This is a genomic window from Nocardia sp. NPDC057663, from assembly GCF_042799895.1.
Classification (GTDB): Bacteria; Actinomycetota; Actinomycetes; order Mycobacteriales; family Mycobacteriaceae; genus Nocardia.
The window spans coordinates 119,618-140,083 of record NZ_JBHVHX010000008.1; the positions used below are offsets into that span (position 1 = coordinate 119,618).

The following is a 20,466-nucleotide window of genomic DNA, read 5'->3' on the forward strand; positions in this document are numbered from 1 at the left end:
CAGAAAGTAGAGAAGAACTCATGGCAATCCGTAAATACAAGCCGACTACGCCGGGCCGTCGTGGCTCCAGCGTCTCGGACTTCGCCGAGATCACCCGGTCGACGCCGGAGAAGTCGCTGCTGCGCCCGCTCACCAAGTCCGGTGGTCGTAACGCGCACGGTCGCATCACCACGCGTCACCGCGGTGGCGGTCACAAGCGTGCCTACCGTGTCATCGACTTCCGTCGACTGGACAAGGACGGCATCCCGGCCAAGGTCGCTCACATCGAGTACGACCCCAACCGCACCGCCAACATCGCACTGCTGCACTTCGCCGACGGCGAGAAGCGCTACATCATCGCGCCGAAGGGCATCCAGCAGGGCAGCCCGATCGAGTCCGGCCCCACGGCCGACATCAAGCCGGGCAACAACCTGCCGCTGCGCAACATCCCGACCGGTACCACGATCCACAACGTGGAGCTGCGTCCGGGCGGCGGCGCCAAGATGGCCCGTGCCGCAGGCATGAGCATTCAGCTGCTGGGCAAGGAAGGGCCGTACGCGACCCTGCGTATGCCCTCCGGTGAAATCCGCCGTGTCGACGTGCGCTGCCGCGCCACCGTCGGCGAGGTCGGCAACGCCGAGCAGTCGAACATCAACTGGGGCAAGGCCGGCCGTATGCGCTGGAAGGGCCGTCGTCCTACCGTCCGTGGTGTCGTCATGAACCCGGTCGACCACCCGCACGGTGGTGGTGAGGGTAAGACCTCCGGTGGTCGCCACCCGGTCTCCCCGTGGGGTCAGCCTGAGGGCCGCACCCGCAAGCCCAACCGCCCGAGCGACAAGCTCATCGTTCGCCGCCGCAAGACCGGCAAGAAGCGCTAAGGAGGAGGTAAGAAATGCCACGCAGCCTCAAGAAGGGCCCGTTCGTCGACGACCACCTCCTCGCGAAGGTGGACGTGCAGAACGAAAAGGGCACGAAGCAGGTCATCAAGACCTGGTCGCGTCGCTCGACCATCATCCCCGATTTCATCGGCCACACTTTCGCCGTCCACGACGGTCGCAAGCATGTCCCGGTGTTCGTGTCGGACAACATGGTCGGCCACAAGCTCGGTGAGTTCGCGCCGACCAGGACGTTCAAGAGCCACGTCAAGGACGACCGGAAGAGCAAGCGGCGATGACTGAAACCAACACCGAAACGGTTCAGAACCCGACTGCCCGCGCTACCGCTAAGCACGTGCGGGTCACCCCGATGAAGGCGCGTCGCGTCGTGGACCTGGTCCGCGGCAAGCGTGTCGAGGATGCCCTGGCGATCCTGAAGTTCGCGCCGCAGGCCGCGAGCGAGCCGGTTGCCAAGGTCGTGGCCAGTGCCGCGGCGAACGCCGAGAACAACCTCGGCCTCAACCCGGCCACCCTGGTCATCTCGACTGCTTTCGTCGACGAGGGTGCCACCATGAAGCGTTTCCAGCCGCGGGCCCAGGGCCGCGCGTTCCGGATCCGCAAGCGCACCAGCCACATCACCATCGAGGTCGAGAGCGTGCCCACCGCCGGCGCTGCCACTCGTAGCCGCCGGAAGGGAGGGGCAAAGTAAATGGGACAGAAAATCAACCCCCATGGCTTCCGCCTCGGTATCACCACCGACTGGAAGTCGCGTTGGTACGCGGACAAGCAGTACGCGGAATACGTGAAGGAAGACGTTCAGATCCGCAAGCTCCTCGCCACCGGCATGGAGCGGGCAGGCATCTCGAAGGTCGAGATCGAGCGCACCCGTGATCGCGTCCGTGTGGATATCCACACCGCGCGTCCCGGCATCGTGATCGGTCGCCGTGGCGCGGAGGCCGACCGCATCCGCGCCGAGCTGGAGAAGCTCACCAAGAAGCAGGTTCAGCTGAACATCCTCGAGGTCAAGAACCCCGAGTCGGATGCGCAGCTGGTTGCCCAAGGTGTGGCCGAGCAGCTGTCCAACCGTGTGGCGTTCCGTCGCGCGATGCGTAAGGCCATCCAGTCGGCCATGCGTTCGCCGAACGTCAAGGGCATCCGCGTGCAGTGCTCGGGCCGCCTCGGTGGCGCCGAAATGTCGCGCTCGGAGTTCTACCGTGAGGGTCGCGTCCCGCTGCACACGCTGCGCGCGGACATCGACTACGGCCTCTACGAGGCCAAGACCACCTTCGGTCGCATCGGCGTGAAGGTCTGGATCTACAAGGGTGACATCGTCGGTGGTCGTCGTGAGCTGACCGCTGCCGCTGCTGCTCCGGAGCGCCCGCGCCGCGAGCGTCCGAGCCGCCCGCGTCGTTCCGGTTCCGCCGGCACCACCGCGACCTCGACCGAGGTCGGTCGCGCCGCCACCGCTGTGGCGGACGCACCGGCAGAGAACCAGGAGGGCTGACGCATGCTGATGCCCCGTCGCGTCAAGCACCGCAAGCAGCACCACCCGTCCCGCTCCGGCATGTCCAAGGGCGGCACCGCGGTGGCGTTCGGTGAGTACGGCATCCAGGCTCTCGAGCCCGCCTACGTCACCAACCGTCAGATCGAGTCGGCGCGTATCGCGATGACCCGCCACATCAAGCGTGGCGGCAAGATCTGGATCAACATCTACCCCGACCGCCCGCTCACCAAGAAGCCGGCCGAAACCCGCATGGGTTCCGGTAAGGGTTCGCCGGAGTGGTGGGTCGCGAACGTGAAGCCCGGTCGGGTCATGTTCGAGATGTCTTACCCGAACGAGGAGACCGCTCGCGAGGCCCTGCGCCGCGCGATGCACAAGCTCCCGATGAAGTGCAGGATCGTGACCAGGGAGGAGCAGTTCTGATGGCTACCGGAACACCGGCCGCAGAGCTCCGCGAGCTCAACGAAGAAGAGCTCGTGGCCAAACTGCGCGAGAGCAAGGAAGAGCTCTTCAACCTGCGCTTCCAGATGGCGACGGGTCAGCTCGACAACAACCGTCGTCTGCGCGTCGTCCGCCACGAGATCGCGCGCATCTACACGGTCATGCGTGAGCGCGAGCTCGGCCTGGCCACGGCACCCGCTGGCAAGGGAGATGCGGCATGAGCGAGAACCAGGAAGAGCGCAACAGCCGCAAGGTACGCAGCGGCTACGTCGTCTCGGACAAGATGAACAAGACGATCGTCGTCGAGCTGGAAGACCGTCACCGGCACAAGCTCTACGGCAAGATCATTCGCACCACCTCCAAGGTGAAGGCGCATGACGAGAACGAGATCGCCGGCGTCGGCGACCGCGTTCAGCTGATGGAGACCCGTCCGCTGTCGGCCACCAAGCGCTGGCGTCTGGTCGAGGTCCTGGAGAAGGCCAAGTAAGGTCCCTCCTCGATCCATCGAGATCGTTGCAGTACGAAGGCCCGTTTCCCTTGTGGAAGCGGGCCTTCGTCGTACCACCAGCGACACGCCAATGGGACCATCGCACCTTTCAGTATGTAGAGGTACTATGAATCTGCGATCGCCCGGTGAACTTTCGCCTGGAGATCGTCGATGAAGTCCGCGAGTGGCTACATCGACTGCGACGCGATGACAAGGAGACCGCACTCCTCGTTGGACAGGCCATTACGGCTCTGCTCGACGAAGGCCCAGCGCTCGGTCGACCACTGGTCGACCGGATCAAGGGTTCCTCGGTGCACAACCTCAAGGAGCTCCGTCCGGGTTCGGCAGGTGCGACCGAGATCAGGATTCTTTTTCGTGTTCGATCCGGAACGAAACGCGGTCCTGCTGGTGGCCGGTGACAAGTCGGGTAACTGGAAGGCTTGGTACCGGCAGGCGATACCGGTGGCCGAGTACCGGTACGACGTGTACATGAAAGAGAAGGAGCGCTCATGAGCAGCACGCACTCCTACGACCGGGAAAGCTTTCTGTCCGAGTTCTTTCCGGACGCAGGTGATCGGGAAGAGGTAGAGGCGGGCGCCCAGCGGATGGTCGAGTTGAGCAGGGCGACGAGGCTCGCCGAGATGCGTAAGCGTTTGGGGCTGACTCAGGCGGAGGTCGCGAAGCGGATGCGGATCAGACAGGAGCGAGTGTCCGCGATCGAGCGGGCTACGGTGACTGCGGCTGAGTTGCGCACTCTCGCGGCCTACATCGAAGCGCTCGGTGGACGCATGGAGATCATCGCGGACTTCGGCGGTGAGCGGCTGGTGGTCGGGTAGTGGCGGCGCTCGATTCTGAAACCTTCGATCTGGGTGGACCGATTCGGCGCCCGGATATGCGGGCGGCCATAAACGTGGTCCTGGCGTCAGCCGGTGAAGGCGTTTGGCCGACGGATCGTGCGAGCGAAACCTATGACGTTGGTGACGAGGTTGCCGGAGATGCCGACCTCGGCACCGATGCTGCAGGCCGGCGCCGCACTGGACGATGAATTCGAGCATGTCTCGATCTGAGTGCCAGGGGAAGCGGGCCTTCGTCGTCAGTCGACCTGGATACGATCCGGACTGACGATGGGGAGTGTTCAGGTGGAGAGGTCGGATAGGAACCTGGCCCTGATGCGGATTCGGGCGCGGCAATGGGATGTGCGATGCGCTGCGGCCCGGGCGTTGGGGGGATGGTTGCCGGACCGGGAGGTGTTCTCGTCCCTGGTCGGAGCGTTGAACGATGGGGACATTGCTGTGCAAATCGCTGCTGCCGAACAGTTGGTCCGATTCGGTGGAAAGGAAGGCCTCGAAGCGGTGCTGACCGAGCTAGGGCGGCGAGTTGACGATCCGGACGCCGACTACATCGCGTACCAGCTGCGGGAGTTGGAGTTGTTCGATCAGTTGCCGATCCTCGAGTCCGCGCAAGAATTCGGTTCTGAGCTTTCCGAGGACGGTCGAGTAGGTCGCATGCAGTTGGAAGAGCTGCTCGGCGGCAGCACGTCGACGTAGAGCGATCGCCGCATACCCAGTCGGTTGCGACGAAGGCCGGGTTCGTGGATGGCCTTCCGCGGTCCAGGGAAAATTGGTGGCGGTGGAGGCCGGCGGGCTGTCACGCTCTGACGATGCGGGCCTATCGAGACGTGCTGTCGATCGGGGCGGTGCGCAATATTCTGTTGCTCGGGGCGTTGGTGCGGGTGCCGCACTTCGCCGGGGCGGTGCTGCTCGCGGTGCATGTCGTGGAGACATTGCACGGGTCGTTCCTGCAGGCGGGGACGCTCGCGATGGTGGTGACCATGTGTGTCGCGACGAGTGGGCCGTGGCGCGGGCGGCTGGTGGATCGGTTCGGGCTGCGGGCGACCATCGCGCCCGCGATCGCGCTCGGTGCCGTGTGCTGGTCGGTCGCGCCGTTCGTCGGGTATCTGCCGCTGCTGCTGCTCGCGGGTCTCTCGGGGCTGTACGACATCCCGGTGTTCAGCGTGGTGCGGCTGGCGATCATCGCCGCGACGGCGGAGGATCAGCGGCAGCCCGCGCTCGCGCTGGAAGCGGTCTCGGTCGAGGCGGCGTTCATGGTCGGGCCGGTGCTCGGGGTGGCGGCCGCGCTGCACTGGTCGACGACGGCGGCGCTGTTCGGCAATCAGATGTGCATGGTGCTCGCCGGGATCCTGCTGTGGGTGTGGAACCCCAAGCTGCGCTCCGCTGAATCGGCGGACGGAGCCGGACCGGTGGCCCGGCGCACCTGGTTCCGTGTCGATTTCGTCGCCCTGTGCGGTATCGCGGCGGCGGCGGTCTGCGTGGTGTCGGCCTCCGAACTCACCTTCGTCTCGGCGGTGCGCGGTTTCGGCGCCGACCGCTGGCTCGGCGTGATCCTGGCGGTGTGGGGGCTGGGTTCATTTCTCGGCGGTCTGCTCTACGGTGCGCTGAGCCGGCCGATTCCGGCCGACGTCTTGCTGATCGCGCTCGGCGTGGTGACGGTGCCGATGGCGATCGCTGTCGGGCCGCTGACGCTCGGCATCACCGGATTCGTCGCCGGATTGCTGTGTGCCCCTGCGCTCACCGCGGCGATCGACCAGCTGAGCCGGATCGTGCCCGAGGGCGGTCGCGGCGAGGCGATCGGCTGGCATGGTGCGGCGATGACACTGGGCGGCGCCTTCGGCAGTGTGCTGGGCGGGTCGATGATCGAGATCGGCGGCGCGCGAGCCGGTTTCGGGGTCGCCGGTGTCTTCGGGATCGTGGCGGGCATCGGGCTCGCCCTCCTGGTCGGCATGCGGTCAGAGCCGAAGGCGGTCGCAGGCCCGTCGCCGGGGTGAAGCGTCCCCGGCCCCGATCGAGCCGGGGCCGGGGCGCGGTCGGTGGTCAGCCGGTGAACGCGTACGGCTGGCGGATCTTGCGCGCGAATTCGACGATATTGGTGACGGTGCTGCCGGAGACGCCGACCTCGGCGCCGATGCTGCGAGCCGACCAGGATTGGTCGGTGAGCTCGAGGATTTCCTCGATCTGATCGAGGGTCAGGCGCAGGGGACTGCGGTGGGCGATCTGGCGGGCCAGGGCGCGGACCTCGGTGTCGTCGTCGAAGTCGTAGTCGTCGGTGGCGAGGTCGTCCTCGTCGTCGACGTCCGGCTCGATCGGTTCGGGGGACTGCACCGGCACCCGATCACTTGCGGGACTCATGTCCTCGGCACTCGCCGCCTCGACCTTCGTGAGCTGCTTCTTCGGGGTAGCGGTCGGCTCGGGCTGAGTGAGCTGCTGTTCCGTGGCCGGCGTCGGCTCAGTTCGAGTGAGCTGCTGTTTCGGAGCAGTCGCCGACTCACGGATTGTGCGCTGCTGCTTCGCGACAGGCGCAGACTCGGGGTTCGCGAGCTGCTGCTTCGCCGCGGGCGTCGGCTCAGGGTCCTGCTGCTTCGTGGCATGCGCCGACTCGACGTTCGGGAGGTGCTGCTTCGCGGAAGGTGTCGGATCGAGGTCCGGGAGCTGCTGTTTCGGGGCCGGTCCCGCACCGGTGGGCGCCAGCCGCTCGGGAGCGGGCTCGAGTTCGGCGGTGAGGGTGAGCTGCTCGGGCTCGTCGGCCGGGGGCTGTGGATCGTTGTGCACCACTACCGATTCGGTGGATGCCGCGGTGTCGCCGTTGCGGTCACGGGCGACGGTGCCGGCGTGCGCCGTCGCCTCGGGAACCGGGTCGGTACCGGTGGCTTCGCCGGCAGTCGCCTGCGCGGCGGCGGTGACCGGTATTCGCCGCAGGGCCGGGGTGGCACCGTTGACCCGGGCATGGTCGACACCATTGCGCCGATGATCGGCCGCGGCCTTGTGGATCAGTTCGAGGGTGCCGGGCGCGGTCGACTTGTCGGTGGACGGACGGCGGACACCGTGGGTGGGCTGGCTCCATCCTGCGGCAGTCTCCGGCTGGGCAGACATCGTGCTGGCCTGTGCTGCAATGTGTTCCGATGAAACAGCCCGCGACTCGGCCTCGGTTCCGGCTGCGTCGGTTGCCGACGGTGCGAGCACGTGTGTCGGCACCGTGGTGGCGAAATCCTCTGTTGCCGAGCGGATGGGTGCCGTCGCTGCAAGAGCAGCGGTCTGAGATTCGAATTCACCTGCGGGCGAGCCTGCTTCGCCCGACGCGGCACGTTCGCTGACCACAACCTCGGTGCGCACGTCGGCGACCACGGACTGTCCAATATGACGCGCTGCCGCGACGGGGTCGGCCGCCTTGGTTTCCACTGCTGCCGGGTCGGCCTGCGCCACAGGCTGTTCCGGTGCGGCGGCCTGCGGTGCGGCGGACCGCATAGTCGAGGCGGACGGTTGCATGGCCGAGGACCCGCCGACTCCCGCAATGCTGTTCGTGCTGACACGTCGAGCAGCTTCGATCTCGGCTCCGGCGAGCCCTGTGACCGAAGCCCGAGCCTCCGACACGACCCGCTCGGCAGGGGAGTAGCTCGCATCCCCCGGCAACTCCACCGAAGCACCCTCGATCAACAGCGCGTACCGCGCCGACACCCACGCGTGCAGCCAGATCACCACACCCACCATCACCGGCGCGATCGAGTATTCGGCTGCGCGGCCGAAGGATCCGGAGGCCAGGTGCGGCCCGGCGTTCAGGGCGACGGTGGTGCCGAGCAATGCCAGCTCGAACACCAGGACCTTGCCGCGCTCGAGCTCGCGCCCCCAGCGGGCGGCGGTGGTGGCGGCGACCATGATGGTGATGATCGGGATCGAGATCATCGCCTCGATGCCGAAGCTGAGCCAGTACAGCGGGTCGCTCATGTCGCCGCTGGGCACGAGATTGTGCTGCACGTTGACGCCGGCCCACACCATGCCGAGGACGACGACGCCGATCAGCGCGCGCGAGGACCATTCCGCCCGCCGGTACAGCTGGGCGAGCCGGGCATCGGCACTCGACACCCGCCGCCGCGCGGCCAATGCCTTGCGATGCCAGCGCGCGTCGGCTTCGTCGGTCCGGCGGATCAGTCTGCCGGTGCGCCGGTCACGCTGTTCGGCGGCGAGTTCGTCGGCGACGGCGCGGCGCCGCTGTTTGCGCCGTTGCGCGCGTATCCATTCGGCGAGTTCCCGTTCGGCCCGGATCTCGGAGTCGGAGAGTGCGTCGTAGAGCGCCGTGTCGTGCTGGAGCGGGAGCTTGCCGCGCGCTGTCGCGACCTGCTGTGCGAGTGCCGTGATCTCGGTGTTCGGCGAGCTGACGGCATCCTCCATCGACCGATCGTCGGACATCTGGCGCCTTCCGGTCACTCGAACATATGGACTATCGAACATATGTGTGATTGCCAGAGAGCGTAAACGCCGTCCGCGCCGCGGTCAACGACAAGCGGGCTTCGCCGGTGAAATCAGGACAGGGTGCGCTTCTCGTATTTCCCGCGCACGGAGGATCCGGCGACCGCGGCGACCTGGTCGGGTACGGCGCGGCGCAGCACGATATCGCGGAGCCGTTGCGGCAGCAGCCCGGCGAGATGGGTCAGCGGGCCGACATAGCCCGGAATGGACACCTCGAAACGCGGCCGTTCGACCACCTCGAGCACCGCCCGCGCGACATCGGCGGGCTGCAGGAGTTTCGCGGCGCCCGTTGCCGTTCCGGCCGCCAGTTCGGTGTCGACAACGCCCGGCATGATCACCGACAGTTCGACGCCGGTGCCCCGGAGTTCTTCCCGCACACCGGTGAGATAACCGAGAACACCGTGTTTCGTTGCGGCGTAAGTGGATTCACCGGGAGGTGATAGTCGCGACGCCGCGGAGGCAATGGTGACGATATGTCCGCGGCCACGGGTGCGCATCCCCGGCGCGGCCAGCCGCACCCCGCGGATGACCCCGTGCAGATTCACCGCGATCATCCGGGCCGTCGCGGTATCGGGTTCGGTGTCGAACGCGCCGACCCACATCACTCCCGCATTGTTGACGAGCACATCGATCGGCCCGAGCAATGCCTCGGTCGCGGCGAGGAAATTGTGGAACGACCGCTCATCGGTGACGTCGAGTTCGCAGCCGTGCACGGTGCCGGGAAGTTCCGTCGCGGTCGTGCGCGCCGACGTGCCGGACAGATCGCCGATGCAGACGCGAGCACCCGCCTCGGCGAACTGCCGGGCGATCTCGCGGCCGATGCCTGCGGCGCCGCCGGTCACCGCGACGACCAGTCCGGCATGGGTGCGTTTCATCGGCGAAGCCTTTCGGTCCAGCGAGAACGTCGCTTCTGACATGTCGTCATGTCAGAAATTGTGGCCCAGTATTCCACGCACGCAGGGAGGAGCGCAGGCACGGCGTCATACCCGACTACGCCGAACTGGTGGCCGACCTATGGGCCGCTGCCCGACCGCTCCCCGAGCGGAGCCCTCGCGAACGAACGCTGACTCAGCGCAGCGCGGTGTGCCAGACGATGGCCGCGGCGAGCGCGCCCGCGCCGTTGAGCGACCAGTGCAGGGCGATCGGGGCGAGCAGGCTGCCGCTGCGCCTGCGCAGCCAGGTGAACACCACGCCCGCGGCGGCGGTCGCGGCGACGGCGAGGGTGATGCCGATGATCTGGCCGGCGAGTCCGCCGCCGACGATGCCGGACAGGCCCTTGTTGCCGCTGGTCAGGCCGAGCGAGGACGCGATGTGCCAGAACCCGAACAGCAGCGATCCGGCCGCGAAGAGCCCGCGGACGCCGAGCACCCGGTCGAGGGTGCCGTGCAGGACACCGCGGAAGGCGAGTTCTTCGGGGATCACGGTCTGCAGCGGGATGACGATCATCGACGCGATCAGCGCGCCGGAGATCGTGGCGTAGCGGTCGGCGAGGAAGAAGGGCCGGGTGACCGGCAGGATCGCGCCGATCGCTACGGCGGTGAGCACGATCCCGACCGCGCCCAGCGCGTAGATGGTCCCGCGTCGCCAGTGCCGTGGCGAGAGCCCGAGTTCGGCCCAGCCGAGGCCGCGCTTGCGCATGAGCGCCAGCAGTGCGAACGCCGCGACCGGCACGATGACGATATTGGCCCACGCGGTGGTGAAATGCGCGATCAGATTGGTCCCGGCCAGCACGACGACGACCACGGCGATATCGACATAGGCGTGCAGCTTGGGCCGGGGATCGGCGAGGGCGGCGGATTCGGGCACCCGACCGAGTGTACGGAAATATCACGAAATGGAAACGGTCAGGCGTGTGCAGGTCAGCGGCCGATTCAGGCGAAAACCCGCGCCGACCGGCCCCGCGGAACATCGATCAAGATCGCCGCGCTGTGAGCTACTCGACAGCCGATCCGGACCATCCGGGCAGATCCGTCCACGCCCGCAAACTGCGCCTCGTCTCGAATCGCCGCGGTTGCCCGCTGATCGGATCGGTGAATTCCAGCGAGGCGGCCAGCAGTTGCAGCGGCCGGGTGTAATCGTCGACGGATTTGTCGGTGATCGCCGGATAGAAATCATCACCGAGAATCGGCACACCGAGGCTGTTCATGTGCAGGCGCAGCTGATGGGTCCGGCCGGTGTGCGGCCGCAGCCGGTAGCGACCGAGTCCGTCGCGGTGCTCGACGAGTTCCACCTCGGTCTCGGTATTGGGTTCGCCGTCCACCTCCTGCGCGGCGAGCACCTGCTTCTCCTTGATGATCCGGCTGCGCACGGTCCGCGGCAGCTCCAGCGCCGGATCGTAGGGCGCGACGGCCTCGTACTCCTTGCGCACGGTCCGGTGATGGAACATCGTCTGATACGCCCCGCGTGCCGCCGGGTTCACCACGAACAGCACCAGCCCCGCGGTCACCCGGTCCAGCCGGTGCGCCGGGATCAGGTCCGGCAGGTCGAGTTCGCGGCGCAGGCGAACCAGGGCCGTCTGCAGAATGTGCTGTCCACGCGGGATCGTCGCCAGGAAATGCGGCTTGTCGACCACCAGGATGTCGTCGTCGCGATGGACGATCCCGATCTCGAACGGCACCGTCTGCTCGACCGGTAGGTCCCGGTGAAACCACACCGCCCCGCCCGGCACGAAGGGAGCCTCCGGCCCCAGCGGCCCGGTCAGGTCGACGATCTCGCCCGCGCGCAGCATCTCGTCGATTCGCCCAGGATCGACCCGCGGCAGCCGCTCGACGAGGTGGTCACGCACCGTCGTCCAGTGCCCGTCCTCCGGGAGCCGGAGCCGGGCTGGATCGAGGCCGTGCCGCTTGGGCAGCGGCGGCTGCTGCCTGCGTCGCATGAACACAGTCTTCACGGCCGCCGCCGGCGCTGAGATAACGACCCCTCTCTGCAAGAAATTCTCGCGCCCTAACCAGCGCGCTGATCGAGCACCATCAATTTCGCTTCGACGAGGGTACGCCGGGCCCGCCTGCGCACCCGGCACAGATCGACGCTGCATTCGAGATGAATCTGCATGGCCCGGTGCGCTTGGTCGGGTGTCAGGTTTCCCGGATCGGTCTGGCAGTCCGCAATCGCCGAAATTATTGATGTGACAAACATTTTCGCTCTCCCGCCGCGCTAAGAGAATTAGAGGTAGGGAGGAAATTACGCCCGGAATGTCGAATTGCCGAGGGGGTTGACTGGCAGTTCACACAAGCTTCCCCGGTCGGCCACGAGCGCTCAACTTAGGCTAACCTACCCTTGGCACGTTTGCCGTGGACAGGTCGAGAGGGCGAGAAGTTATGACGGTGCAGGTAGCGCCGCCGCCGGGGGCGGAGTCGGGCAACCGGCCACCCAAGGCGGTCGCGAAGGCGCAGAAGCAACAGGAAGCGCAGGCGCGCAAGGAGATTCTGGCACCGGTGTCGGGGATGCTGACGGTGGCGAGCCTGCTCGTCGCCATCGCCTCGGTCTGCACTGTCGTGCCGTTCCTGCTGATCGTGGCTGCCTGCCGGGAGCTGCTGGAAACCCCGGTCGACACCGATCGGGTGTGGTGGCTGTTCGGCGCGGCCGTGGTGGTGCTGATCGTGCGCGCCCTGCTGCAGGCGGTGGCGCTGACCTGGTCGCACGCCGTCGACGCCGGCTACCAGCTGACCCTGCGCAGGTTGCTCGCGGACAAACTGACCCGGGTGCCGCTCGGCTGGTTCGGTGAACGCAGCTCCGGCGAGGTCAAGACGTATCTGCGCGACGACGTGGAAGCACTGCACTACCTCGTCGCCCATGCCAGGCTGGAGTTCGTCGGCGCGCTGGTGGTCCCGCTGGTCACCCTCGGTTACCTGTTCACCGTCGACTGGCGGCTCACCCTGGTGCTGCTGATCCCGCTGATCGCCTACTTCGTCCTGTTCGGCAAGATCATGGACCGCGACGGCCGCGACCGCCTCGCCGTCTACACCCGCTGGGAACGGCGCACCTCCGAGGCCACGATCGAATTCGTCGACGGCATCCAGGTCGTGCGGGCGTTCGGTCAGGCGGGCAAGGCACACACCGAGTTCCAGAACGCGGTCGACGGTCAGGTGCAGGCGGCGCATCGGATGAAGATGCCGATCATCCGCGTGCAGTCGGCCTCCGACATCGTGGTCATGCCGGTCTTCGTGATGCTGATCGTGGTCGTCGGCGGGCTCGCCTTCGTCGGCCTCGACTGGGTGAATCCCCTCGACCTGCTGCCGTTCCTGCTGGTCGGCCTGGGTATCGGCAGCTCGCTGCTCGGCCTCGGCTACGGTTCGCAGGCGCTGCGGGCCGGTGGCGCGGCGGCGCTGCGCCTGCACGAACTGCAGCAGACGCCGGAGCTGGATACCGCGCCGACGACGAGCACCGGCCCCGCGAGCCAAGCGGGTGTCGTCCGCTTCGACGGCGTCGAATTCGCCTACCGCACCGGCCATGACGTGCTGCGCGGCGTCGATCTCGAACTGATGCCGGGCACCATCACGGCGCTGGTCGGCCCGAGTGGCTCCGGCAAGTCCACCCTGGCCAAACTGCTGCCCCGCTTCTACGACGTCGGCGCGGGCCGGATCACCATCGACGGCCGCGATATTCGCGAGTACACCAGCGAAGATCTCTACCGCACCGTCGGCTTCGTGTTCCAGGACGTGCGCCTGATCCGCGGCTCGATCCGGGAGAACCTGCTGCTCGCGCGCCCGGACGCCGACGACGTCGCCATCGAACGGGCGAGCAGGGCCGCCCAGATCCACGACCGGATCATGGCCCTGCCGCGCGGCTACGACTCCGAGATCGGTGTCGACGCCTCGCTGTCCGGCGGTGAGGCCCAGCGGTTGTCGATCGCCCGCGCGCTGCTGGCCGACACCCCGGTGCTCGTTCTCGACGAGGCCACCGCCTTCGCCGACCCCGAATCCGAGGCCGCGGTCCAGGACGCGCTGGCCGCGCTCGTCGCAGGCCGCACCGTGCTGGTGATCGCGCACCGGCTGCACACCATCACCGGGGTCGACCGAATCCTGGTGCTGGAGAACGGAACGCTCGTCGAGCAGGGCACGCACACCGAGTTGCGCGCCGCCGGTGGGCTGTATCAGCGGCTGTGGGAGATCAACGAGGCCGCTCTCGGCACGCTCGCCCTGGTGGAGGAAACACGATGATTCGCAAGGTTTTCCGCCTCGTTCCCGCGGAGTTCGCTCCGCTGATCCCACGCTTGCTCGCCGCCATCGTGGTGCAGGCGCTGTGCCAGGCCATTGCGTATCTGCTGTTGGTTCCGGTGCTGGAGGCCCTCTTCGGTGACGACCTCGGCGGCGCCTGGCTGTGGGCGCTCGGCATGGCCGCGGCCGTGGCCGGGGTGATCGTCTTCGGCTACCTGCAGGCCGTGATCGGCCTGCGGATCGGTCTCGGCATGCAGCGTGGCCTGCAGACCCGCCTCGGCGATCAGCTGAACGCGTTGCCGCTGGGCTGGTTCTCCGACCGCGACGCCGGTCCGCTCTCGCGGGTCATGGTCGAGCAGGTCAGGGAGACGCAGGGTCTGATCGCCTACCTGCTCACCAAGGTACTCACCGGCATCATCGTGCCGCTGGTCGTCGCGATCGGCATGCTGTTCATCGACTGGCGGATCGGGCTGGCCATGCTGCTCGCCGCGCCGGTGCTCTACCTGGTCAACAATCTCGCGAACCGCGCCTACACCGGCGCCGACGCGCGCCTGCACACCGCGGCGGCCGAAGCCGATTCGCGGGTGGTGGAATTCGCGCAGGCGCAGCCGGTGCTGCGGGCGTTCGGCGCGGTCGGCGCGGGCAACAAGGCGCTGGACGCCGCGCTGGTCGGTCAGCGGACGGCGGTGCGGAAGATGATGGTCGCGACCGTGCCCGGTCTGATCGTCTTCGCGCTGTTCGTGCAGGCGGTGTTTCTGGTGCTCGCCTATATCGCGGTGGTCCAGGTGACCGACGGCTCGATCTCCGCCGCCGCGGCGATCGCGCTGATCGCGGTGAGCTCGCGGTTCATCGAGCCGGTGAACCAGGCCGCCCAGCTGGGCGCCGCGCTGCGCTCGGCCGCCGCGGCCGCCGACCGGATCACCGGCCTGCTGGCCGAGAAGCCGCTGCCCACGCCCACCGAACCGGTGACGCCCGGTGCGCCCGCCGTGGTCTTCGACGAGGTCAGCTTCGGATACCGCCCCGGCGAACCCGTGCTGTCGGACCTGACCTTCACCGTCCCCGCGGGCACCACCACCGCCATCGTCGGACCCAGCGGCGCGGGCAAGACCACCCTGCTGCGGCTGGCCGCCCGCTTCTACGACGTGGACTCCGGCGCGGTCTCGGTCGGCGAACACGATGTGCGCGAACAGCCTTCGGACACCCTGCTCGACCAGCTCTCGCTGGTCTTCCAGAACGTCTACCTGTTCAACCGCTCGGTCGCCGACAACATCCGCATCGGCAAGCCCGACGCCACCGACGCCGAACTCGACCGCGCGGCCGTCGCCGCCAGGGTCGACGAGATCGTCGACCGGCTTCCCGACGGTTTCGACACCGCGGTCGGTGAGGGCGGCGCGTCGCTGTCCGGCGGTGAACGCCAGCGCGTGTCGATCGCCAGGGCCCTGCTCAAGGACGCCCCGATCGTCCTGCTCGACGAGGCGACCAGCGCGCTGGACCCGCACAGCGAGGCCGTCGTGGTTCGTGGCATCCACGAACTGACCAAGGACAAGACGGTGCTGGTGGTGGCACATCGGCTGTCGACCATCGCCCACGCCGACCAGATCCTGTTCCTGGACCAGGGCCGCATCGCCGAACGCGGTACCCATCAGGAACTGCTGGATCTCGACGGCCGCTACGCCGCGTTCTGGAACGAACGCGAGCGCGCGACCGGCTGGGGGCTGGAGCACGTCCCCGCCTCACCCGCACCGACCGGGCCGCCTCGCCGACACGGCGAGGCGGCCCGTTCGTGTGTTCAGAAGCCGCGCAGGTGGTCCGGGGTGATGTGGAGCGGGATCGAGTAGGTGTCGAAGAAGTCGGCCTCCGACATCTTGATCTCGACGAAGCCCTGGGCGTATTTGCGCGCGTAGTCGGCGCGCACGTCCTCGCGCACCGCCTCGCCGATCCGGGCCGTGCCGGTGAACACGACCACCTCGCCACCGGCGGCCGAGCTGTTGAAGTTCAGCGCGACCCGCGGGTTGCGCGCGAGATGCCGCAGTCGCTTCGCCGTCGGCTCGGTGTAGATCAGGAAGGTTCCGTCCTCCCACAGGAACCACACGGGATTCGGCTGCGGTGTATCGCCGGCGCCGAGCGTGGTCAGCCAGATGACGTGCTCGTCGGCCAGTCGCTTGGCGACCGTGGCTCCGAAGGGGGTGTTTTCATCGAGAACGGACACGGGCGTACTCCTCGCGAGTGGTGGGTTCCGTACATCGTTCTGCCGTCCACCATGGCCGAAATCGCCCCCGCGCGCCACCCGCCTCGCTAGCGCGGTATCGGCCCGCCCGTGACCCCGGCATGGCCGGTAGCGGCGGGGTCGACCTCGCCGTGTCTGCCGAGCAGGAACGGCGTCAGGATGTCGTTGGTGGCGCGTTGCGTACTCGCCGCGCCCCTGGATCCGCCGATCAGCCTGGTCACCACGAAACGCACCGGTGCGGCGAGGAACTGGGGCACATCGGTGAAGCTGTAGTGGTCGGCCTTGCTGAGCTCGTACCGGAAGCCGGGCGCCTGCAACCGTTCCAGCAGAGTGCGGTTCCCGTCGAAGTAGCGCTGGGAGTGGCCGGTCTCGGAATGATCGCTCTCCAGCAGCAGAACCGGCCGGTTCAGCGCGCGCTCGGGCAGCTCGCCGTAGAGGGTGCCGTCGAGATTGGCTGCGGCGGTGAGTCGTTGGTCGGCGGCCAGGGTGCCCAGTGCGGCGGCACCGCCGAGAGAATGTCCGATCACGGTGAGGTTTCCGAGGTCCACCCGATCCTCGAGTGGGCCGAGAGTGTCCGGGCGGGCCAGCTGGTCGAGGACGAATCGCAGGTCGGCCGTGCGGGTTTCGAGTCGTTCGGTGACGTAGCGAATGCCGTCGGGGTCGTCGGCGGCGATGTTCTCGACGGTTGTGGCGATGGTGCCGTCGGCGAGTTCGGTCACGGCCGATTCATAGGGATGGTCGACGGCGAGGACGATGAAGCCGCGGCTGGCTAGGTCGGCGACCAGGCCGGTGTAGAAGGCGCGCGGCCCACCGTAGCCGGGGGAGAACAGCACCACCGGCCAGCGGTCCTTGGCCGGCGACACCGGAGCATCGGCCGTCGCGTGGGTATTGATGTGGTCCGGCAGCAAGAAGCTCGGAATCCCGGACACCCGCGACGGCAACCGCTCCCGCCCGTCGAGATACTCCCACTGCCGACCGGACACCACGTCGGTCGGATACCACGCCTGGACGATGACATTGCGCCGATCATCGGCCGCGGTCATCGGTTCGGGCCGCTGTTCGTCGACCCAACGGAAGATCTCCGACCCGACCGCGTACGGGCCGGTGGGTGCGGGCAGCTCCGGTGCGGGCGGCACCGCCCACGGCAGGATCGACACCGCGGCGAGCACCCCGATCCCGGCGCGGAACCACACCCGGCGGCGCGTACCGGCGACATCGGTCACCACGAACGCGAACATCAGCACGATCAGCAGGTAGAGCGGCCACCAGTGCCAATAGCCTTCGAGCACCCACAGCAGCAGGCTGCCGATGATCAGCACCGGCAGGGCGAACGGCGCCACCCGTCTGCCGATCCGCGGCACCGCGACCAGCGCGATCGCGAGCGTCACGGTGGAAATCAGCAACACGGCATCGATGGCAGACACGGCGCTCGATTCGATCTGCTCGGCTCGGGAGTACCCGACTTGTCAGACCAGCATGCCGCAGCATCGGCTACGCCCGCATCAGCCACGAGGCGCAGTCGGATCAGCCGGGGGGATGACCCCCGGCCTCACTTCCAGTAAGCCTGCGACTTGATCGAGGTCTTGGGCAGCGCGTGCTGGCCCTTGAGGGTCTTCACGATCGAGCGGGTGGTGTGGCCGCAGCAGGCCACCCACGCGAACGCGTCCGCGGCGCAGTTCATCTCCTGCGCGGCCTCGCGCATCAGGCGGCCGTCGTCGACGCGCTGCAGCCAGGTGAGCTGGTGGTGCGGCTTGTTGTGCACCGGGATGGTCTGGTCGGACTCGTACTGCCATTCCAGCCAGACCCGCGCCGGGGTGTCGCCGATGGCGTCCAGCAGGGAGTTGATGGCGGGCAGCGACGCGGTGTCGCCGAAGACGACGTACTCGCCGGGAGTCTGTTCCGGCAGCTGGAAGTCCGAGCCGAGCACGGTGACGTCGAGAAGGTCGCCCGGCTCGGCGCGGCGGGCCCAGTCGGCGGCCGGGCCGTTGTGCAGCGCGAAGTCGATGCTGGCGGTGTCGGCTTCCGGGTTCGGGTCGACGAGGGTGTAGCCGCGGTGGTGCAGCTTGTCGCTCTCGGCGTCCGGGATCCACAGTCGGACCCACTGGGTGGGGTGCACCGGGTGGTCCGCGAGCAGTCCGCCCATGGTGAAGCCGATCCGCACGAACTTGTCGGTGATCTGCTCGGTGGATGTCACCGTCAGCTTGTAGTCGGCGCCGCCCCAGGCCTTGGTAATCAGGCCGTTCAATCCCTTACCCATGTCGTTAGGTTAGCCTAAGGTCACTTGTTTGTCTGCATGGGCGTCCCGGGGCGCATTGGTCAGATAAGGTAAGCCTATGCAAATATGGGGACCGTGTCCGGGCAATCGCCCTGTGGACGGTCCCGGCGCGAGATGCGTGAGAGAGTGGAGAACGAACCGGTGGAAACCCTCCTGGTAGTCGGCGCGGGGCCGAAAGCCCTTGCGGTGGCAGCGAAATCGCACGTACTGCGCACTCTCGGCCTGCCCGCGCCACGCGTGGTCGTCGTCGAGTCGCACGCGGTCGGCGGCAACTGGCTACCCAGCGGCGGCTGGACCGACGGCCAGCACCGGCTCGGCACCAGCCCCGAAAAGGACATCGGCTTCCCGTACCACTCCACCTGGGCGCGCGGGCGCAACCGCGACATCGACCAGGCGATGGCCGCGTTCAGCTGGACCTCGTTCCTGATCGAGCACGGCACCTACGCCGAGTGGATCGACCGCGGCAGGCCGAGCCCGCAGCACCACGTGTGGGCCAAGTATCTGCAGTGGGTCGCGAAGTCCATCGACCTCGAGCTCGTGCTCGGCCGGGTCGAGCGGATTCGCCACGGCGGCAACGCCGTCGGTGACCAGTGGCAGGTCGGCGTCGTCGACGCCGACGGCAACCGCACCGAACTCACCGCCGACGGCCTGATGATCACCGGGCCCGGCCGCAGCAGCCGCGCGCTCGCCGAACACCCCCGTGTGCTCAGCATTGCCGAATTCTGGGACCTCGCGGGCAAGCGCAGCCTGCCCGCCGCTTCCCGCGCCGCGGTGATCGGCGGCGGCGAGACCGCGGGCTCCGCGCTCGACGAGCTGGTTCGCCACGAGATGCTCACCATCTCGGTGATCTCGCCGATGGCAACGCTGTACACCCGCGGCGAAAGCTTCTTCGAGAACTCGCTGTTCAGCGACCCGGTGAAGTGGAACGCGCTGAGCATCCAGGAGCGCCGCGACGTCATCCGGCGCACCGATCGCGGTGTGTTCTCGGTGCGCGTGCAGGAAAGCCTGCTCGGCGACAACCGGGTGCACCATCTGCAGGGCCGGGTCACCAAGATCGCGCCGCAGGGCGAGTCGCTGTCGCTGACCCTGACCAACGAAATGCGCGCCGACCAGGTGCACAACTTCGACCTGGTCGTCGACGCCACCGGCGGTCAGCCGCTGTGGTTCCTCGACATGTTCGACCAGCAGACCGCCGACCTGCTCGAGCTCGCGGTGGGCGGCCCGCTGACCCAGCAGCGCATCGAGTCCGCGATCGGCTACGACCTGGCCGTCACCGGACTGGCGGGCAAGCTGTACCTGCCGAACATGGCCGCGATGGCCCAGGGCCCCGGTTTCCCGAATCTCAGCTGCCTGGGCGAACTCTCGGACCGCGTGCTGCGGACCGAGCCCGCCAGGGCGCGTGCCGGTGCGAGTCATCTCGCCGCGCGCTGAGGTACCGAACGAAGAACAGCCCCGCGCCGGAAGGTGCGGGGCTGTTGTCGTCGGTGGTTCAGGCGCGGGCGACCGGCATGTCGTCCGGGGTGCGCGGCGCCGCGTAGAGCGCGATGCGGCGGCCGGGGCGTACGTCGAATTCGTCGACTCGGTGGAAGCCGGCCTTGGTGAGGCTGCGGCAGATGGCCTGGTTGCGGTGGTCGGGATCGCCGAGGACGCGGCGGCAGTCGGGGTTCGCGGCGAAGACCGCGGTGACCATCGTGGCGATCCAGCCGGTCATGATGCCCTTGCCGATCACGGTCGTGTCGGCGGTGGCGATGTGGAAGCCGATGTCGCCGGGAGCCGAGTCGTACAGGCGGCCGATCTCGTCCTTGGCGGCGCGGTAGAACTCGAGGTAGGCGATATCGCGGGTGCCGAGTTCGGGCCGGCCGAGCACGGCGAAGTCGAGGCTGAGAATGCAAGGCCGCGAATAGGTTCCGGCCAGCTGGACCAGGAAGTCGGTGCGGCGGCGGTCGGCGTCCCAGTCCTGCTCCCACGACTCGAGCAGGTGCGGGCGGGCCATCCACTCGGCGAGCAGTTCGGGATCGGTGCCGTCCGGGTCGGCTACGCGCAGGGCGAAGGGCGCCGCGAAGACGGGCAGCGCCGGCGCCGGTGCTGCCGCCACCTCGGCGGGCAGATCGGTCTGCTCGCGGGGTAGCGCGTAGGGGGTCCCGGCGGGGTTCATCTGCTCGGTGCTCCGTTCAATCGTTATCTTGGTCACCTCGATTGGTAAGGCT

At 67.8% G+C, this 20,466-nt stretch carries 23 protein-coding genes; 15 read left to right on the forward strand and 8 right to left on the reverse strand.

Features of this window, described 5'->3' with window-relative positions; genetic code table 11:
- The first annotated feature begins 20 nt into the window (after positions 1-20).
- The 12 genes from rplB to ACFVAV_RS19420 all read left to right on the forward strand — a co-directional run bounded on the left by rplB (position 21) and on the right by ACFVAV_RS19420 (position 6,128).
- Complete coding sequence (rplB, locus tag ACFVAV_RS19365; protein WP_019045019.1) at positions 21-857, forward strand: 50S ribosomal protein L2; 837 nt, start codon at positions 21-23, stop codon at positions 855-857.
- A 14-nt stretch (positions 858-871) separates the two neighbouring features.
- On the forward strand, positions 872-1,153 hold the full coding sequence (gene rpsS, locus ACFVAV_RS19370) for a 30S ribosomal protein S19 (protein ID WP_019045020.1): 282 nt from the start codon (positions 872-874) through the stop codon (positions 1,151-1,153).
- Entirely contained in the window at positions 1,150-1,563 is a 414-nt protein-coding gene (gene rplV / locus ACFVAV_RS19375; protein ID WP_019045021.1) for a 50S ribosomal protein L22, read from the forward strand. Before rpsS ends, rplV begins: the two co-directional genes overlap by 4 nt.
- On the forward strand, positions 1,564-2,358 hold the full coding sequence (gene rpsC, locus ACFVAV_RS19380; protein ID WP_019045022.1) for a 30S ribosomal protein S3: 795 nt from the start codon (positions 1,564-1,566) through the stop codon (positions 2,356-2,358).
- 3 nt (positions 2,359-2,361) lie between these two features.
- Entirely contained in the window at positions 2,362-2,778 is a 417-nt protein-coding gene (gene rplP / locus ACFVAV_RS19385) for a 50S ribosomal protein L16 (protein ID WP_043647584.1), read from the forward strand.
- Positions 2,778-3,017 (forward strand): 50S ribosomal protein L29, encoded by a 240-nt coding sequence (rpmC, locus tag ACFVAV_RS19390; protein WP_019045024.1) that lies wholly within the window; start codon positions 2,778-2,780, stop codon positions 3,015-3,017. The genes rplP and rpmC overlap by 1 nt, the downstream gene beginning before the upstream one ends.
- On the forward strand, positions 3,014-3,283 hold the full coding sequence (gene rpsQ / locus ACFVAV_RS19395; protein ID WP_189030375.1) for a 30S ribosomal protein S17: 270 nt from the start codon (positions 3,014-3,016) through the stop codon (positions 3,281-3,283). Before rpmC ends, rpsQ begins: the two co-directional genes overlap by 4 nt.
- Positions 3,284-3,429: 146 nt before the next feature.
- A complete protein-coding gene (locus ACFVAV_RS19400) occupies positions 3,430-3,702 on the forward strand; it encodes a type II toxin-antitoxin system RelE/ParE family toxin (RefSeq protein ID WP_379036339.1) in 273 nt (90 codons plus the stop codon).
- Complete coding sequence (locus tag ACFVAV_RS19405; protein ID WP_379036340.1) at positions 3,659-3,796, forward strand: addiction module toxin RelE; 138 nt, start codon at positions 3,659-3,661, stop codon at positions 3,794-3,796. The genes ACFVAV_RS19400 and ACFVAV_RS19405 overlap by 44 nt, the downstream gene beginning before the upstream one ends.
- Positions 3,793-4,119 carry a helix-turn-helix domain-containing protein gene (locus ACFVAV_RS19410; RefSeq protein WP_379036341.1) on the forward strand — a complete coding sequence of 109 codons (327 nt, stop codon included), beginning with the start codon at positions 3,793-3,795 and terminating at the stop codon, positions 4,117-4,119. Before ACFVAV_RS19405 ends, ACFVAV_RS19410 begins: the two co-directional genes overlap by 4 nt.
- A 333-nt stretch (positions 4,120-4,452) precedes the next feature.
- Entirely contained in the window at positions 4,453-4,830 is a 378-nt protein-coding gene (locus tag ACFVAV_RS19415; RefSeq protein ID WP_379036342.1) for a HEAT repeat domain-containing protein, read from the forward strand.
- Between the two features lie 113 nt (positions 4,831-4,943).
- Complete coding sequence (locus ACFVAV_RS19420) at positions 4,944-6,128, forward strand: MFS transporter (RefSeq protein WP_379036343.1); 1,185 nt, start codon at positions 4,944-4,946, stop codon at positions 6,126-6,128.
- A gap of 46 nt (positions 6,129-6,174) precedes the next feature.
- On the opposite strand, the gene ACFVAV_RS19425 is transcribed toward ACFVAV_RS19420, so the two are convergent.
- The 4 genes from ACFVAV_RS19425 to ACFVAV_RS19440 all read right to left on the reverse strand — a co-directional run bounded on the left by ACFVAV_RS19425 (position 6,175) and on the right by ACFVAV_RS19440 (position 11,476).
- Positions 6,175-8,541 (reverse strand): hypothetical protein, encoded by a 2,367-nt coding sequence (locus ACFVAV_RS19425; protein ID WP_379036345.1) that lies wholly within the window; start codon positions 8,539-8,541, stop codon positions 6,175-6,177.
- Positions 8,542-8,654: 113 nt separating this feature from the next.
- Positions 8,655-9,476 (reverse strand): SDR family oxidoreductase, encoded by an 822-nt coding sequence (locus tag ACFVAV_RS19430; RefSeq protein ID WP_379036347.1) that lies wholly within the window; start codon positions 9,474-9,476, stop codon positions 8,655-8,657.
- A gap of 193 nt (positions 9,477-9,669) precedes the next feature.
- A complete protein-coding gene (locus tag ACFVAV_RS19435; RefSeq protein WP_379036348.1) occupies positions 9,670-10,407 on the reverse strand; it encodes a type II CAAX prenyl endopeptidase Rce1 family protein in 738 nt (245 codons plus the stop codon).
- A 127-nt stretch (positions 10,408-10,534) separates the two neighbouring features.
- Positions 10,535-11,476: an RluA family pseudouridine synthase gene (locus ACFVAV_RS19440; RefSeq protein ID WP_379036349.1), complete on the reverse strand. Its 942-nt coding sequence runs from the start codon at positions 11,474-11,476 to the stop codon at positions 10,535-10,537.
- Between the two features lie 442 nt (positions 11,477-11,918).
- Between ACFVAV_RS19440 and ACFVAV_RS19445 the strand changes: the two genes are divergently transcribed.
- Both ACFVAV_RS19445 and ACFVAV_RS19450 read left to right on the forward strand, forming a co-directional pair.
- The gene (locus tag ACFVAV_RS19445) at positions 11,919-13,760 is read left to right on the forward strand and encodes an ABC transporter ATP-binding protein (protein WP_379036350.1); all 1,842 of its coding nucleotides are present in this window, start codon (positions 11,919-11,921) and stop codon (positions 13,758-13,760) included.
- On the forward strand, positions 13,757-15,595 hold the full coding sequence (locus ACFVAV_RS19450; RefSeq protein WP_379036351.1) for an ABC transporter ATP-binding protein: 1,839 nt from the start codon (positions 13,757-13,759) through the stop codon (positions 15,593-15,595). Before ACFVAV_RS19445 ends, ACFVAV_RS19450 begins: the two co-directional genes overlap by 4 nt.
- Here ACFVAV_RS19450 and ACFVAV_RS19455 read toward each other — a convergent pair.
- The 3 genes from ACFVAV_RS19455 to ACFVAV_RS19465 all read right to left on the reverse strand — a co-directional run bounded on the left by ACFVAV_RS19455 (position 15,547) and on the right by ACFVAV_RS19465 (position 18,241).
- A complete protein-coding gene (locus tag ACFVAV_RS19455; protein ID WP_379036353.1) occupies positions 15,547-15,966 on the reverse strand; it encodes a TIGR03667 family PPOX class F420-dependent oxidoreductase in 420 nt (139 codons plus the stop codon). The genes ACFVAV_RS19450 and ACFVAV_RS19455 overlap by 49 nt on opposite strands.
- 86 nt (positions 15,967-16,052) lie before the next feature.
- Entirely contained in the window at positions 16,053-17,408 is a 1,356-nt protein-coding gene (locus ACFVAV_RS19460) for an alpha/beta hydrolase family protein (RefSeq protein ID WP_379036354.1), read from the reverse strand.
- Positions 17,409-17,533: 125 nt separating this feature from the next.
- Entirely contained in the window at positions 17,534-18,241 is a 708-nt protein-coding gene (locus ACFVAV_RS19465) for a siderophore-interacting protein (protein WP_379036355.1), read from the reverse strand.
- A 132-nt stretch (positions 18,242-18,373) separates the two neighbouring features.
- Here ACFVAV_RS19465 and ACFVAV_RS19470 point away from each other — a divergent pair, with 132 nt between their 5' ends.
- The gene (locus ACFVAV_RS19470; RefSeq protein ID WP_379036356.1) at positions 18,374-19,690 is read left to right on the forward strand and encodes a SidA/IucD/PvdA family monooxygenase; all 1,317 of its coding nucleotides are present in this window, start codon (positions 18,374-18,376) and stop codon (positions 19,688-19,690) included.
- Between the two features lie 58 nt (positions 19,691-19,748).
- Here ACFVAV_RS19470 and ACFVAV_RS19475 read toward each other — a convergent pair whose 3' ends face one another.
- Positions 19,749-20,414, reverse strand: coding sequence for a GNAT family N-acetyltransferase (locus ACFVAV_RS19475; RefSeq protein WP_379036357.1), 666 nt, complete (start codon positions 20,412-20,414; stop codon positions 19,749-19,751).
- Between the last annotated feature and the right edge of the window lie 52 nt (positions 20,415-20,466).

Excerpts from the sequence above, each read along its gene's own strand:
- rplB (WP_019045019.1), top strand. The coding sequence starts at position 21 with ATGGCAATCCGTAAATACAAGCCGACTACGCCGGGCCGTCGTGGCTCC.
- rplV (WP_019045021.1), top strand. The coding sequence starts at position 1,150 with ATGACTGAAACCAACACCGAAACGGTTCAGAACCCGACTGCCCGCGCT.
- ACFVAV_RS19475 (WP_379036357.1), bottom strand. The coding sequence starts at position 20,414 with ATGAACCCCGCCGGGACCCCCTACGCGCTACCCCGCGAGCAGACCGAT.
- ACFVAV_RS19440 (WP_379036349.1), bottom strand. The coding sequence starts at position 11,476 with ATGCGACGCAGGCAGCAGCCGCCGCTGCCCAAGCGGCACGGCCTCGAT.
- rpmC (WP_019045024.1), top strand. The coding sequence starts at position 2,778 with ATGGCTACCGGAACACCGGCCGCAGAGCTCCGCGAGCTCAACGAAGAA.
- rplP (WP_043647584.1), top strand. The coding sequence starts at position 2,362 with ATGCTGATGCCCCGTCGCGTCAAGCACCGCAAGCAGCACCACCCGTCC.
- ACFVAV_RS19420 (WP_379036343.1), top strand. The coding sequence starts at position 4,944 with ATGCGGGCCTATCGAGACGTGCTGTCGATCGGGGCGGTGCGCAATATT.
- rpsC (WP_019045022.1), top strand. The coding sequence starts at position 1,564 with ATGGGACAGAAAATCAACCCCCATGGCTTCCGCCTCGGTATCACCACC.
- ACFVAV_RS19410 (WP_379036341.1), top strand. The coding sequence starts at position 3,793 with ATGAGCAGCACGCACTCCTACGACCGGGAAAGCTTTCTGTCCGAGTTC.
- ACFVAV_RS19425 (WP_379036345.1), bottom strand. The coding sequence starts at position 8,541 with ATGTCCGACGATCGGTCGATGGAGGATGCCGTCAGCTCGCCGAACACC.
- rpsQ (WP_189030375.1), top strand. The coding sequence starts at position 3,014 with ATGAGCGAGAACCAGGAAGAGCGCAACAGCCGCAAGGTACGCAGCGGC.
- ACFVAV_RS19430 (WP_379036347.1), bottom strand. The coding sequence starts at position 9,476 with ATGAAACGCACCCATGCCGGACTGGTCGTCGCGGTGACCGGCGGCGCC.
- ACFVAV_RS19415 (WP_379036342.1), top strand. The coding sequence starts at position 4,453 with ATGCGGATTCGGGCGCGGCAATGGGATGTGCGATGCGCTGCGGCCCGG.
- rpsS (WP_019045020.1), top strand. The coding sequence starts at position 872 with ATGCCACGCAGCCTCAAGAAGGGCCCGTTCGTCGACGACCACCTCCTC.
- ACFVAV_RS19470 (WP_379036356.1), top strand. The coding sequence starts at position 18,374 with ATGCGTGAGAGAGTGGAGAACGAACCGGTGGAAACCCTCCTGGTAGTC.
- ACFVAV_RS19465 (WP_379036355.1), bottom strand. The coding sequence starts at position 18,241 with ATGGGTAAGGGATTGAACGGCCTGATTACCAAGGCCTGGGGCGGCGCC.
- ACFVAV_RS19450 (WP_379036351.1), top strand. The coding sequence starts at position 13,757 with ATGATTCGCAAGGTTTTCCGCCTCGTTCCCGCGGAGTTCGCTCCGCTG.
- ACFVAV_RS19445 (WP_379036350.1), top strand. The coding sequence starts at position 11,919 with ATGACGGTGCAGGTAGCGCCGCCGCCGGGGGCGGAGTCGGGCAACCGG.